At 61.4% G+C, this 13,211-nt stretch carries 11 protein-coding genes and 1 tRNA gene; 7 read left to right on the top strand and 5 right to left on the bottom strand.

The features are described 5' to 3' along the window. The first annotated feature begins 96 nt into the window (after positions 1–96). Positions 97–2,082: an acetyl-CoA carboxylase biotin carboxylase subunit gene (locus ACZ51H_RS04940; protein WP_464802618.1), complete on the top strand. Its 1,986-nt coding sequence runs from the start codon at positions 97–99 to the stop codon at positions 2,080–2,082. A 245-nt stretch (positions 2,083–2,327) separates the two neighbouring features. Next, complete coding sequence (alr, locus tag ACZ51H_RS04935) at positions 2,328–3,374, top strand: alanine racemase (RefSeq protein ID WP_464802617.1); 1,047 nt, start codon at positions 2,328–2,330, stop codon at positions 3,372–3,374. 45 nt (positions 3,375–3,419) lie between these two features. On the opposite strand, the gene ACZ51H_RS04930 is transcribed toward alr, so the two are convergent. Together ACZ51H_RS04930 and ACZ51H_RS04925 are read right to left on the bottom strand one after the other, a co-directional pair. Further along, positions 3,420–4,592, bottom strand: coding sequence for an acetyl-CoA C-acetyltransferase (locus ACZ51H_RS04930; protein ID WP_464802616.1), 1,173 nt, complete (start codon positions 4,590–4,592; stop codon positions 3,420–3,422). Positions 4,593–4,637: 45 nt separating this feature from the next. Beyond that, complete coding sequence (locus tag ACZ51H_RS04925; protein WP_464802615.1) at positions 4,638–5,726, bottom strand: alpha/beta fold hydrolase; 1,089 nt, start codon at positions 5,724–5,726, stop codon at positions 4,638–4,640. Here ACZ51H_RS04925 and phaR point away from each other — a divergent pair. Then, positions 5,725–6,315 (top strand): polyhydroxyalkanoate synthesis repressor PhaR, encoded by a 591-nt coding sequence (gene phaR, locus ACZ51H_RS04920; RefSeq protein WP_449472391.1) that lies wholly within the window; start codon positions 5,725–5,727, stop codon positions 6,313–6,315. The two genes, ACZ51H_RS04925 and phaR, sit on opposite strands and share 2 nt — an antisense overlap. An 81-nt stretch (positions 6,316–6,396) precedes the next feature. Beyond that, positions 6,397–7,923, top strand: a complete 1,527-nt coding sequence (gene proS / locus ACZ51H_RS04915; RefSeq protein WP_464802614.1) for a proline--tRNA ligase — start codon at positions 6,397–6,399, stop codon at positions 7,921–7,923. 133 nt (positions 7,924–8,056) lie between these two features. On the opposite strand, the gene hslU is transcribed toward proS, so the two are convergent. Beyond that, complete coding sequence (gene hslU, locus ACZ51H_RS04910) at positions 8,057–9,358, bottom strand: ATP-dependent protease ATPase subunit HslU (protein WP_449472387.1); 1,302 nt, start codon at positions 9,356–9,358, stop codon at positions 8,057–8,059. A 132-nt stretch (positions 9,359–9,490) separates the two neighbouring features. Next, on the bottom strand, positions 9,491–10,033 hold the full coding sequence (hslV, locus tag ACZ51H_RS04905; protein WP_449474625.1) for an ATP-dependent protease subunit HslV: 543 nt from the start codon (positions 10,031–10,033) through the stop codon (positions 9,491–9,493). A gap of 199 nt (positions 10,034–10,232) precedes the next feature. Here hslV and ACZ51H_RS04900 point away from each other — a divergent pair, with 199 nt between their 5' ends. After that, the gene (locus ACZ51H_RS04900; protein WP_464802613.1) at positions 10,233–10,421 is read left to right on the top strand and encodes a hypothetical protein; all 189 of its coding nucleotides are present in this window, start codon (positions 10,233–10,235) and stop codon (positions 10,419–10,421) included. Positions 10,422–10,449: 28 nt separating this feature from the next. On the opposite strand, the gene ACZ51H_RS04895 is transcribed toward ACZ51H_RS04900, so the two are convergent. Continuing rightward, on the bottom strand, positions 10,450–10,575 hold the full coding sequence (locus ACZ51H_RS04895) for an entericidin A/B family lipoprotein (protein WP_097091531.1): 126 nt from the start codon (positions 10,573–10,575) through the stop codon (positions 10,450–10,452). 137 nt (positions 10,576–10,712) lie between these two features. Here ACZ51H_RS04895 and ACZ51H_RS04890 point away from each other — a divergent pair. Both ACZ51H_RS04890 and ACZ51H_RS04885 read left to right on the top strand, forming a co-directional pair. Next, a tRNA-Val gene (locus ACZ51H_RS04890) sits at positions 10,713–10,787 on the top strand. A gap of 115 nt (positions 10,788–10,902) precedes the next feature. Beyond that, entirely contained in the window at positions 10,903–13,137 is a 2,235-nt protein-coding gene (locus tag ACZ51H_RS04885; RefSeq protein WP_464802612.1) for a S9 family peptidase, read from the top strand. The last annotated feature ends 74 nt before the right edge of the window (positions 13,138–13,211 follow it).

Genomic DNA, 13,211 nt, shown 5'->3' with positions numbered 1-13,211 from the left:
GGATGCCGGATAAAGTCCGGCATGACGGGAAGAGGTGAGCTTTGAATTAGCTCTGCCTGAACGGGCAGGAAAATAGGACTGGGGCAAGGATAGATAATGGCAATCACCAAGATCCTGATCGCGAACCGTGGCGAAATTGCTTGCCGCGTCATCCGCACGGCGCGGAAGATGGGCATCAAGACCGTGGCGGTCTATTCAGACGCCGACGCCCGCGCGCCGCACGTGCTGCTGGCCGATGAAGCGGTGCATATCGGCCCGTCGCCCGCCGCCCAGTCCTATCTGATCGCGGAGAAGATCATCCAGGCCTGCAAGGATACAGGCGCTGATGCAGTCCATCCGGGCTATGGCTTCCTGTCGGAGCGCGAGAGCTTTCGCAAGGCGCTGGACGCCGAGGGCATCATCTTCGTCGGCCCGCCCGCCAATGCCATCGCGGCGATGGGCGACAAGATCGAATCCAAGAAGCTTGCCATGGAAGCGGGCGTCAATGTCGTCCCCGGCTATGTCGGCGTTATCGAAGATACTGAGCATGCCGTCCGCATCTCCAACGAGATCGGCTATCCGGTGATGATGAAGGCTTCTGCTGGCGGCGGCGGCAAGGGCATGCGCCTTGCTTATTCGGAACAGGATGTCCGCGAAGGCTTTGAGGCGACCAAGCGCGAGGGTCTGAACAGCTTCGGCGATGACCGCGTTTTCATCGAGAAGTTCATCGAAAGCCCGCGCCATATCGAAATCCAGATATTGGGCGACCAACACGGCAACATCGTCTACCTCAATGAGCGCGAATGTTCGATCCAGCGCCGTCACCAGAAGGTTGTCGAGGAAGCGCCTTCGCCGTTCGTCAACCCCGAAATGCGCAAGAAGATGGGCGAGCAGTGTGTCGCTTTGGCCCGCGCGGTTGGTTATTTCAGCGCGGGTACGGTCGAACTGATCGTGTCGGGTGCGGACAAGACCGGCGACGGCTTTTACTTCCTGGAAATGAACACCCGCCTACAGGTGGAGCATCCGGTGACCGAAGAGATCACCGGTCTCGACCTGGTTGAGCAGATGATCCGCGTCGCTAATGGCGAGGAACTGAGCTTCCGTCAGGAAGATGTGAAGATCAACGGCTGGTCGATCGAGAACCGCGTCTATGCCGAAGATCCCTATCGTGGCTTCCTGCCCTCGACGGGCCGCCTGATCCGCTACAATCCGCCGGAAACCGGCGATGGTGTGCGCGTCGATGACGGCGTGGTCGAAGGCGGCGAAGTGTCGATGTTCTACGACCCGATGATCGCCAAGCTGATCACCTGGGCGCCGACCCGTCTGGAAGCGATCGACAAGCAGATCGCGGCGCTCGACCAGTTCGAGATTGAAGGGCCGGGCCACAATATCGATTTCGTCTCGGCGCTCATGCAGCATGAGCGTTTCCGTTCGGGCAACATCACCACCGGCTTCATCGCGGAGGAATATCCGGATGGCTTTACCGGCGCTCCCGCTTCCGAAACGCTGCTGAAGAAGCTTTCGGCGATTGGCGCGTTCGCAGCGATGGCGCAGGCCGATCGTGCCCGCCGCATCGATGGACAGCTTGGCAAGAAGTTGCGCGCTCCCACCAGCTGGCAGGTGAAGATTGGCGAGGCGGTCCATGGCGTGGTCATCAACGGGGATGACGTCACCGTGGATGGCGAAGCGATCGACCTGGCGCTGGAATATACACCGGGTGATCGCCTGATCGAGGCGGAGTTTGGCGAGGAATTGCTGGCGGTGAAGATCGCGCCGGTTCGCTCCGGCTTCGTGCTGACGGCTCATGGCGCAAGCCACAAGCTGCGCATTTTGCCCGCCCATGCAGCGGTCCATGCCAAGCACATGATCGAAAAGATTCCGCCCGATCTGTCGCGCTTCCTGATCTGTCCGATGCCGGGCCTGCTCGTCGCATTGCACGTCACGGAAGGCGACAAGGTCGAAGCCGGTCAGCCGCTTGCCGTGATCGAGGCGATGAAGATGGAAAATATCCTGCGCGCTGCCAAGGCGGGCGTGGTGAAGAGCGTCTCGGCCGCGCAAGGCGAAAGCCTGCCCGTGGACGCGATCATTCTGGAACTGGAATAGGAATTGGAGTTGGGCGCGGTGGGGATTGTCTCCTTTCCGCGCCCAGATCTTGTTGATACCCAAACCCCGTGCGGCGTTAGCCCATAGGGGGTGCATCAGGTTCGGTCTTTCAGAGGCTGTCCGCGATTGCATGACGGGTCCAGCTTTCAAAGGCTGTCACGTCGGCAGTGCCGCTGACCCCGGAGCAAGAAGCCGCGCCCTGGAAACCCTCGACGCCTGTACTGGATGCCGCTATCGCAACGGCGATGACCGCATTTACCGCTCCGCTGCGTCTTCGCCTCGATGGCGGCGCACTTGTGAATAACTGGCGCTGGTTGCAACGGCATAGCGGCGTCGCCGCATGTGGCGCCGCGATCAAGGCGAATGGATACGGCACCGGCGCGGTCGAGGTGATGCGCCGACTGCTTGTCGCGGGCTGCCGGGACTTTTTCGTATCGAACTGGGCTGAAGCGGCTTTGCTGGAGCCGATGCTACAGGATGGGATCAACCTGTCCGTATTCCACGGTGTGCGCGGCGAGGATATGCAGACGGCGATCGCGTCGCGTGCGCGGCCTGTTCTCTGCACGGCGGATCAGATCGCGCGGTGGAAGGCGGCGGGCGGAGGCGCTTGCGACGTCATGGTTGATACGGGCATGAACCGGCTCGGACTGGATTGGCGGAGTGACGTCGCCGCCGCTCTGGACGGGTTGACGGTCGACACGCTGCTCAGTCACTTGGCGTCGGCCGATGAGGATAGCGGGCTCAGCAAACTGCAACTTGATCGGTTCGGCGCCCTAACAGGTAAAGCTACCGCGCGCCGTTACAGCTTGGCGAACAGCGCGGGCATTTGCTTAGGCCAAGCCTATGCATTTGACCTGACGCGGCCGGGGCTGGCGCTTTATGGCGGCATCCCCAGAGCCGAAGCCGCCGGAAACATCGCGCAGGTCGTCTTTCCGCAGGCGCAAGTTCTGCAAAGGCGCCATGTGCCCGCAGGCGATGGGATCGGCTATAACGCGGTTCATATCGCCGAGCGCGACATGGAAATAGCCGTGTTGAACATCGGCTATGCGGACGGCTATCTGCGCTGCTTTTCCGGCCGAGGGATGGTTAGCGCGGGCGACGTTCAACTGCCGATCGTGGGACGGGTTTCGATGGACCTCGTCGCGGTGGATGTCTCTGCGATGCCGTCAGTGTCGGAAGGGGATTGGCTCGACATCGCCTACGACTTGCCCGCGACCGCGTCGCTATCCGGCCTATCGCAATATGAATTGCTGACCGGCCTTGGTCCCCGTTACGATCGGCTATGGGAATAAGGATGTGGTAGGCCGCCGAACTTGATCCGGCGGCCCAATTACCCATTATCTTTCGATGCACATGGCGACGCCCATGCCACCCCCGATGCACAGCGTTGCAAGGCCCTTCTTCGCATCGCGCTTCTGCATTTCGTAAAGCAGCGTGGTCAGCACGCGCGCGCCCGATGCTCCAATCGGATGGCCGATGGCGATCGCGCCGCCGTTCACATTGACCTTTTCCGGGTCCCATCCCAGTTCCTGACCTACCGCCAGCGCCTGGGCCGCGAAAGCCTCGTTCGCTTCGATCAGGTCGAGGTCGGCCAGCGACCAACCCGCCTTGGCCAGCGCGTTGCGCGACGCGGGGGCGGGGCCGATGCCCATGATGGAAGGGTCCACCCCACAGGTAGCAAAGCCTGCGATGCGCCCAAGTACGGCAGCGCTCCGCTGGGCGGCATCGGCTGCGGTCATGAGAACGAGTGCGGCAGCACCGTCATTGATGCCACTGGCATTGCCTGCGGTTACGCTGCCGTCCTTCTTGAACGCCGGGCGCAGGCCCTGCATTGCTTCCAGGGTCGCGCCAGCGCGAATATATTCGTCGGCATCGACGATGGTATCGCCCTTGCGGCCCTTCACGGTCACCGGGACGATCTCGTCCCTGAACCGGCCCGAAGTCCGCGCGGCTTCCGCCTTGTTCTGGCTTGCCACCGCGAACGCATCCTGCGCTTCGCGGCTGATCTGATACCGTTCCGCCAGATTTTCGGCGGTTACGCCCATGTGGTAGTTGTTGAACGCATCGGTCAAGCCATCATGCGTCATCGTGTCGATGAATGATATCGGACCCATCTTCGCCCCACCACGCAGATATTGCGCATGGGGAGCGAGCGACATGCTTTCCTGCCCGCCCGCGATCATGATGCGGGCATCACCCGCCTTGATCGCCTGCGCCGCGAGCGCGACGGCGCGAAGGCCCGATCCGCACAGCTGGTTAATGCCGATGGCGGTGCGTTCCACAGGTATTCCGGCGTTAACGGCGGCCTGACGCGCGGGGTTCTGCCCCTGCGCCGCACTCAGGACTTGGCCCAATATGACCTCGTCGACTTCCTCAGGCGTAACCCCGGCTTGATCGAGCGCCGCGATGATGGCGGTGCGTCCCAACTCGTGCGCAGGCGTGGACCCGAATGCGCCCATGAAACTGCCGACGGCGGTACGCTTTGCAGCGGTGATGACGATGTCTGACAAAGTCCTGTCCTCAATGAAGGGTTTCAGTTCGCAGTTGCAATATCATCAACCTCCATGGGTTGAAAGCCATTGAGACAGCGGGTCCCAGAGCAGGTGACGGGCGTTGCTTCCGACGATCATCCCGACGTGGCCGAGTTGCAGTGTAAAACCATCGGCCAGTTCCGGCGCGGCGCTGGCCGGGACGATCCGGTCGGTGGCGGATCGGACGGAGAATGTCGGGCAGCGAAGGCTTTCAGGATCGACCGTCTTGCCATCAACTCGCCATCGCCGGTGGCCAGTGATATTTCGTCCGTAGAAGTTCTCGAACAGCTCCTGGCCTGCTGCGAAGGTCAGGGGTGATCCGCCGTTGGCCCAATCCTCCACGGCTAGGAAAGCGCGCTCCGCTTCAGAGCCTAGCTCCATTCCCGCGAATGCCGCATATTTCCGGATGGTGCGGGCCGGGTCCATCGCCCAGAAGCCCGATTGCAACACTTCCATCGGCACATAACCGAACTGCTCACTGGTAGCCTTCGCGCCGCGCCAGAGCGACGCGATAAGGTTGCGGTCGGCATCGGGAAAGCCATCAAATTGCCACGGCGCCGCGATGGTGGCGACGGCCTTCACCTCGGCAACCGCCGCCGCTCCCAGCGCAAGGCTGCCCCCCAGACAATAGCCCACGAGGATGGGCTGCTGGGGGAGCGATTCCAGCAGAGTAAGAAGGCGCTTCGTCACATGATGCTCAAGGTCAAGGTGCGCGTCCTCGGCACGGGGGCTGCCCCAATCGACCAGATAGGCGTCATGTCCTGCTGCGGCCATGTGGCGCAGCATGGATCGCCCTTCCGACAGGTCAAGAACCTGTGGCGGGTTGATTAGCGAAGGGATGAAGACGACGGGCGCACGACCGTTTTCCGTGCCGTATCGCAGCAATCTGGCACTTCCGGCCGCAGCAAAGACGGTGGGCGCCGGTGGCGGAGACGGCCGGGTGGCGTCCTGATATTTACGCAGACCTTGGAAAGCTGCCCGTCGCAGATCAGGGTCATGTTCCGTTTCCCGCCATAAAATGTCGAGAAAGAGGGGCAACGGCCTAGGGCCATGTTGCGGTGCGGCAACACCTTGTGCTAATGCGGAATGTACAGGTGTGGGAGAGGAATCCATGGCCAAAACCAAGACCGCCAATGAATCAGAGCCGGTCATTATCAAGAAATATGCGAACAGGCGTCTCTATAACACGGAAACGTCCAGTTACATCACTCTTGATCTGCTGTCGCAAATGACTCGTGAGGGGCGCGAGTTTGTGGTGGTGGATGCCAAGACCGGGGAGGACATAACACATAATGTCCTCACGCAAATCATCATGGAGGAAGAGCAGCGGGGCAAGAACATGCTGCCCGTCAACTTCCTGCGGCAGCTGATCGCCATGTATGGCGATTCCATGCAGTCGATGGTGCCGCAATATCTGGAAGAGTCGATGAATGCCTTCCGCAAGAACCAGATGCAGTTCCAGGAAGCGATGAAGGGTGCCTTTGGCGGTGGCCCGCTGGCGGAGATCGCCAAGCGCAACATGCAGATGTTAGAAGCCGCGGCGAATGCCTTCGGCAACGTGCCGGGAATGCCTACCATGCCGGGAATGCCGGGCGCATCGGCGCCTGCGCAGCCTGCCTCCGAAAGCAGCAAGGACGACGAGATCGCGAATTTGAAGGCGCAGCTTTCCGCCCTCAATGCCAAGATCGACAAGCTGGGCTGAGCCCGCGCGTTCGGGGTCGACGGGACGGCGCGCTTCGCCTATGGCGCGCCATCCTTTAAGTCGAAGAACAAGGCCGGACCCGTGAAGCACGCCCTTTCCGTTACCCGCGAACAGGATTTCGCCGCCTGGTATCAGGCCGTCGTCAGCGAAGCCGACATGGCCGAGGAAAGCGGCGTTCGTGGTTGTATGGTCATCCGGCCATGGGGCTACGGTATCTGGGAACGGATGCAGAAGTTGCTGGACGATCGGATCAAGGCGACCGGCCACGAAAACTGTTATTTCCCCCTTTTCATCCCGCTTTCCTACTTCGAAAAGGAAGCGGAGCATGTGGATGGCTTTGCCAAGGAAATGGCGGTCGTCACGCACCATCGTCTGATCCAGAAGGACGGCAAGCTGGTGCCCGATCCGGAGGCAAAGCTGGAAGAACCGCTGGTGGTTCGTCCGACTTCCGAAACGGTGATCGGCGCGGCTTTTTCCCGCTGGGTGCAGAGCTGGCGCGACCTGCCGGTGTTGATCAACCAATGGGCCAATGTCGTCCGCTGGGAAATGCGCACACGTATGTTCCTGCGCACCGCTGAGTTCCTCTGGCAGGAAGGGCATACGGCGCACGCCACCGTCGATGAGGCGATGGAAGAGACGATGAAGATGCTGGAGGTCTATCGCAGCTTCGCCGAAGAGTGCGTTGCGCTGCCGGTGGTTGCTGGAGAGAAGCCGGAGAATGAACGCTTCCCCGGCGCTGTCGCGACCTATTCGATCGAAGCGATGATGCAGGACGGCAAGGCGCTTCAGGCGGGCACGTCGCATTTCCTCGGCACGACCTTTTCGCGGGCGCAGAACATCAAGTTCCAGAATGCGGAAGGGCAACAGGAACTGGCGCAGACGACCAGCTGGGGCATGTCGACCCGCATGATCGGGGGGCTGATCATGGTGCATGGCGATGATGACGGCCTGCGCGTACCGCCTCGCCTTGCGCCTTATCAGGTCGTGGTCGTGCCGATGCTGCGTGATAATGACGAGGATGCTGCGATCGTAGATTATTGCGCCGATCTGGTCGCCGAGTTGAACAAGCAGGACGTATTCCGCGAACCCGTCCGCGCGCTTCTGGACAAGCGACCCGCCAAAGCAGCGAACAAGCGCTGGGGCTGGGTGAAGAAGGGCGCGCCGATCGTGATCGAGGTGGGCGGCCGCGACGTTGCGGGCGGCAACGTATCGGTTCTGCGCCGCGATCGCCTCTATCGTGAGGACGGGAAGCTCGACAGCCAGATCGTCGCAAAGGGCGATTTTCTGGCCGCTGCGTCCGGCATGCTGGAGGAGATTCAGCAGGCTCTGTTCGCCGATGCGCAGGCCCGGCTGCATGGGAACATCGACAAGTCGATCACGTCGCTGGATGCGCTGAAAGCCTATTTCGCTGCGAGCAAGAAGCAGGGCTGGGCGTTGGTACAATGGTCAAAGCCCACGGGTCCGGCGCTCGACAAGGTGATCGAGTGGCTGAAGGGCGAGAAGCTGACGCTGCGCAACGTGCCGCTGGATGCGGAAGCGGCGGATGGTGCCTGTATCTTCACCGGCGAGAAGGCGGTGGAGCGAGTCCTGGTAGGGCGCAGCTACTAATGAATTTCCCCTCCCGCAGGCGGGAGGGGATCAAGGGGTGGGGCCTCCGAAGGAGGCTCACTACGCTCGCCCCCACCCCCGGCCCTTCAAACGAGTCACGTGCCTCGTTTGAACGCCTTCTGGAGGGGAGTAGTTACAGCACATATTTGCTGAGGTCGGTGTTCCGCGCCACCTCACTAAGCTGCTTCTCGACATAGGCTGCATCGACCACCAGCGTCTCGCCCTGACGATCCTCCGCCTCGAAGCTCACATCCTCCAGCAGCTTTTCCATGACCGTCTGGAGGCGACGGGCGCCGATATTCTCGATTTCGCCATTCACCTCGGCGGCGATCTTCGCGACCGCGCGAATGCCGTCGGGCGTGAGGTCGATCGTGACGCCTTCGGTCGCCAACAATGCGCGATATTGCGCAACCAGGCTCGCCTTGGTGTCGGACAGGATCGAAACGAAATCATCCTCGGTGAGCGCCTTCAGTTCCACACGGATGGGCAGGCGGCCCTGAAGCTCCGGGAGCAGGTCGCTGGGCTTCGCCACATGGAAAGCACCCGATGCAATGAACAGGATGTGATCCGTTTTCAGCGGGCCATATTTGGTCGAGACCGTCGTACCTTCGATCAACGGCAGCAGGTCGCGCTGCACGCCTTCGCGGCTGACCGAGCCGCCACGCACGTCGCTGACGGCGATCTTGTCGATCTCATCGAGGAAGACGATGCCATTCTGCTCGGCGCTCGCAATCGCGACGCGGGCGACATCGTCCTGGTCCAGCCGCTTGTCCTGCTCTTCTTCGACCAGCTTGTCCCAAGCCTCGGCTACGCGTAGCTTGCGCCGCTTCTTCTGGGTTTGGCCGAATGCCTTTGACATCATGTCGGACAGGTTGATCATGCCGATCTGGCCGCCCATGCCGGGGATTTCCATCGGCATGGAGGGGCTGTCGGCGACTTCCACCTCAACCTCGACATCGTTCATCTGGTCATTCTCGATCCGCTGACGGAAGGAGAGGCGGGTCGCCTCGCTCGCTTCCTTGCCGGTGAGGGCATCGAGCAGACGGTTCATCGCCGCCTCGGAAGCAGCTTCACGCACCGCTTCGCGGCGACGGTCCTTCTCCAGGCGCACCGCTTCCTCGACCAGATCGCGCACGATCTGCTCCACATCGCGGCCGACATAGCCGACTTCGGTAAACTTCGTCGCCTCGACCTTCACGAACGGCGCGTCTGCGAGCTTGGCAAGGCGGCGGCTGATCTCGGTCTTGCCGCAGCCGGTGGGGCCGATCATCAGGATATTCTTCGGCGTAACCTCATCGCGCAGATCGGGCGAGAGGCGCTGCCGACGCCAGCGGTTGCGCAGCGCCACGGCAACGGCGCGCTTGGCGTCGGCCTGACCGATGATGTGGGCATCGAGGGCGGAAACAATGGCCTTGGGTGTCAGATTGTCGTTCATCTTCTTCTCACTCCCCTCCCGCAAGCGGGAGGGGCCGGGGGTGGGGGCGATTGCGAAAGCAATCGACTTCAACTTTTAGGGATAGGGAAAATGCCCACCCCAACCCCTCCCGCTTGCGGGAGGGGCTTTACATCAACTCACGCTCGCCAGCTCTTCGATCACAAGCTGATCGTTGGTATAGACACAGATGTCCGCCGCCACCGCCATCGCCTTACGCGCAAGCGTCTCTGCATCTTCCTCATACTCAACGAGCGCGCGGGCTGCTGCGAGCGCGAAATTGCCACCTGATCCGATAGCCGCCACGCCGCCGACCGGCTCCAGCACATCGCCATTGCCCGTCAGGATCAGCGTCACTTCCTTGTCGGCAACGATCATCATCGCTTCCAGATTGCGGAGATATTTGTCGGTGCGCCAGTCCTTGGCCAACTCCACAGCGGCGCGCATCAACTGCCCATTGTGCCGTTCCAGCTTCGCTTCAAGTCGTTCGAACAGGGTGAAAGCGTCAGCCGTCGCTCCAGCGAAACCGCCGATGACTGAGCCGTCATGCAAGCGGCGAACCTTCCGAGCATTGGGCTTCATCACCGTCTGGCCCATGGAAACCTGGCCGTCACCGGCCACGATCACCTTCCCATTTTTTCGTACGGACATGATGGTGGTGCCATGCCAGACGGGCATGGCGGAGGAGCGTTGGTCGTTCATGGCGCGGCATATGGGTGCGAATGGGCTACCGCGCAAGCATAGTAGCGGAGGGCGTCGGATCGTGTCATTTTCTGGACGGATTTATGACAATCCATTCAGGAACCGATCCCGGTCAATTGACTTTGTGCAGAGCAGCAAAGATCATGTCCGGACGGTGAATGGGAGGAAATTTCACATGTCTCTGAAAGCCAGAGCGCGAGAGAAGGTCGAGCGGGCAGGGATTTCCAACTATACCTTCGACCATGACGTCCTTGTGATGTGCGGGGTCCGCTACACCATCGCGGCATGCAACTGCGGCCAGCCGGATTGCGACGGCGTGAAGCTGGAAAGAAGCGCGGCCATGGCTAACCGCGTCCTCCAATAATCGGTGTGAAGGAAGGGCTGACCTATCCTTACATCGCCCTCTCACCGGCCCGGCCGACCGATTCAATGTCCCGGCCAACGCCCTTGACCGTGTTGCAGGCCGCCAAGCTGGTGAGAAGAAGCCCAGTGATCATGAGGGCAATGGTCTGACGCATCGATAGTCACTCCCTTTATCGTTCCCGCCACTAAACTTTCACGCCTAAAAGGCAATGAGTGCAATTTGCAACTCCCCGTCTAAGCTCGCCTTGACAGGAGCCGTGGCCGATGCCAATGGCCGCATCCTCCTTTCAGGGGGCGCGTAGCTCAGCGGTAGAGCACACCCTTCACACGGGTGGGGTCACAGGTTCAATCCCTGTCGCGCCCACCATGATCTCCTCCGGTCATGGTGAGAAAGATTATGTCCCTACATTGATCTTTTCGTCCGCTCCGCGTTAACTCGCGGTGATACATCCGGCTGTCTTGGCCGAGGCGAAAGGATAAGGATGTCCTCATTGCTGAAGGGCAGCGCAGCCGCTCTGGCACTGCTGGCAAGTGCTGCCATCCCGGTTTGCGCACAACAGCAACTGACGCTGGAGCGCATCTTCGCCAATCCCGATCTATCGGGGCCTCAGCCGCGAGCGCTGAAGCTCTCGCCAGATGGCAAGCTTGTCACGCTGCTCAAGCCCCGCGCGGACGAGAAGGAACGGCTGGACCTTTGGGCCATCGACAGCGCGACCGGAGCGGAGCGCATGTTGGTGGATTCAAGGAAGACCGGCAGCGGCGCTGAGCTTTCCGAAGCGGAAAAGATGCAGCGCGAACGGGACCGATCGGTTGCAGGCAGCACCGGGATCGCCAGCTATGACTGGGCTCCCAATGGCAAGAGCATCCTCGTCCCGGTGGATGGCGATCTTTACCTTGCATCGCTCGATGGCCAGGTGTCGCGCCTGACCAACACTCCGAGCAGCGAACTGAATGGCGTGGTCAGTCCCAAGGGTGGCTTTGTCTCCTACGTGCGCGACGGCAACCTCTTCGTGCAGCCGATCGGTGCGCGGGAGCGGCAGGTGACGCAGGGGGCGAGTGACACGGTCAGTTGGGGCGTGGCCGAGTTCGTGGCGCAGGAGGAAATGGACCGGCGCACCGGCTATTGGTGGTCGCCGGATGACCAGTTGATCGCGGTTGCTCGCGTGGATGAAGGACCGGTCGGTATCGTCACCCGCACGGCGATCGGCGGCGAGGGCACGAAAGTCTATCAGCAGCGCTATCCCGCAGCGGGAACGCCCAACGCGCTGGTTGACCTCTACGTCATGCGGCCGGATGGCGGTGGCCAAGTCAAGGTCGACCTTGGCGATGACAGCGACATCTATCTGGCGCGGGTCGATTGGTCGAAGGACGGGCGGACGCTCTATGTCCAGCGCCAGACCCGTGACCAGAAGCGGCTCGATCTGCTGGCGGTCGATCCCGCGACGGGCAAGTCCAAGATCGTCCTGACCGAAGGAGCGAAAAGCTGGATCAACCTCAGCAATAACTTCAAGCCGCTGAATGACGGCAGCTTCCTGTGGTGGTCGGAGAAGACGGGGCACGGCCATCTCTACCATGTTCGCGGCGGCAAGTGGGTCGCGCTGACCAGCGGTGCATGGGAAGTGCGGGACGTGGTGGCGGTGGATGAACGGCAGGGCACCGTCTATTTCACCGGCAATCGCGAAACGCCTTTGGAGCAGCAGCTTTACGCTGCCGCGTTGTCGGGCAAGGGGCCGTTGCGGCAGTTGACCAGCAATGGCTGGTGGAACGATGCGGTGATGGACAGCGGCGCAACGCATCTGGTGATCTCTCGCAGCAACACGGACCAGCCCAAGCAGGTCTATCTGGCCGATGGCAGCGGCAAGCGGCTTGGGTGGCTGTCGGAAAATGCCATGACCGGGGATCACCCCTACGCCCCTTACCTCGCCAGCCATGCCAAGACGCGCTTTGGCACGATCAAGGCGGCGGACGGATCAACGCTCTATACACGGATCATGACCCCGCCGCTGGAGCCGGGCAAGCAATACCCCGTCTTCATGCTGCATTATGGCGGGCCGGGAGCGGGTAGGGTCGTCACCAATCAGTGGGGATCGCCCGTCTATCAATATCTGGTGGATCGCGGCTGGATCGTCTTTGCAGTCGATAACAGGGGCACGCCGGATCGCGGCAAGGCGTTCGAGGATCAATTATATCGTGCAATGGGCACGGTAGAGGTCGACGACCAGCTAAAGGGCGTCGAGTGGTTGAAATCTCAGCCCTATGTCGATCCGCAGCGGATCGCGACCTATGGTTGGTCCTATGGCGGCTATATGTCGGTCAAGCTGCTGGAAAAGGCGCCAGGCCTGTTCTCTGCCGCTATCGCGGGCGCTCCCGTAACTCGCTGGGAGCTTTACGACACGCATTATACTGAGCGCTATCTGGGCAAGCCGCAGGATCGCCCAAGCGCCTATCCGGCGTCCGGCGCCATCGACGATGCCGTCAAGATCAAGGACCCGATGCTGCTGATCCACGGCATGTCCGATGACAATGTCGTGTTCGACAACGCCACCGCCTTGATGGCGCGGATGCAGGCAGAAGCCGTGCCGTTCGAGATGATGGTCTATCCCGGCCAGACGCACCGCGTGGGCGGCCCCGGCATCAGCATCCACCTATGGCGCACGATCGAGGATTTCCTCCGTCGCAACGGAACCGCGCCCGAGGAGCCGCGCCTAGGTAAATAAAGGCTATCCGCCCGCAAAGCCGCTTCATGCTGGACAATTGCCGGGACAACGCTATGGCGCCCACTCCGCAATTT

The organism is Sphingobium sp. TomMM15, from assembly GCF_055397045.1.
The sequence above is the reverse complement of the archived record's forward strand: the minus strand, read 5'-3'. Positions and strand labels throughout refer to the sequence as shown.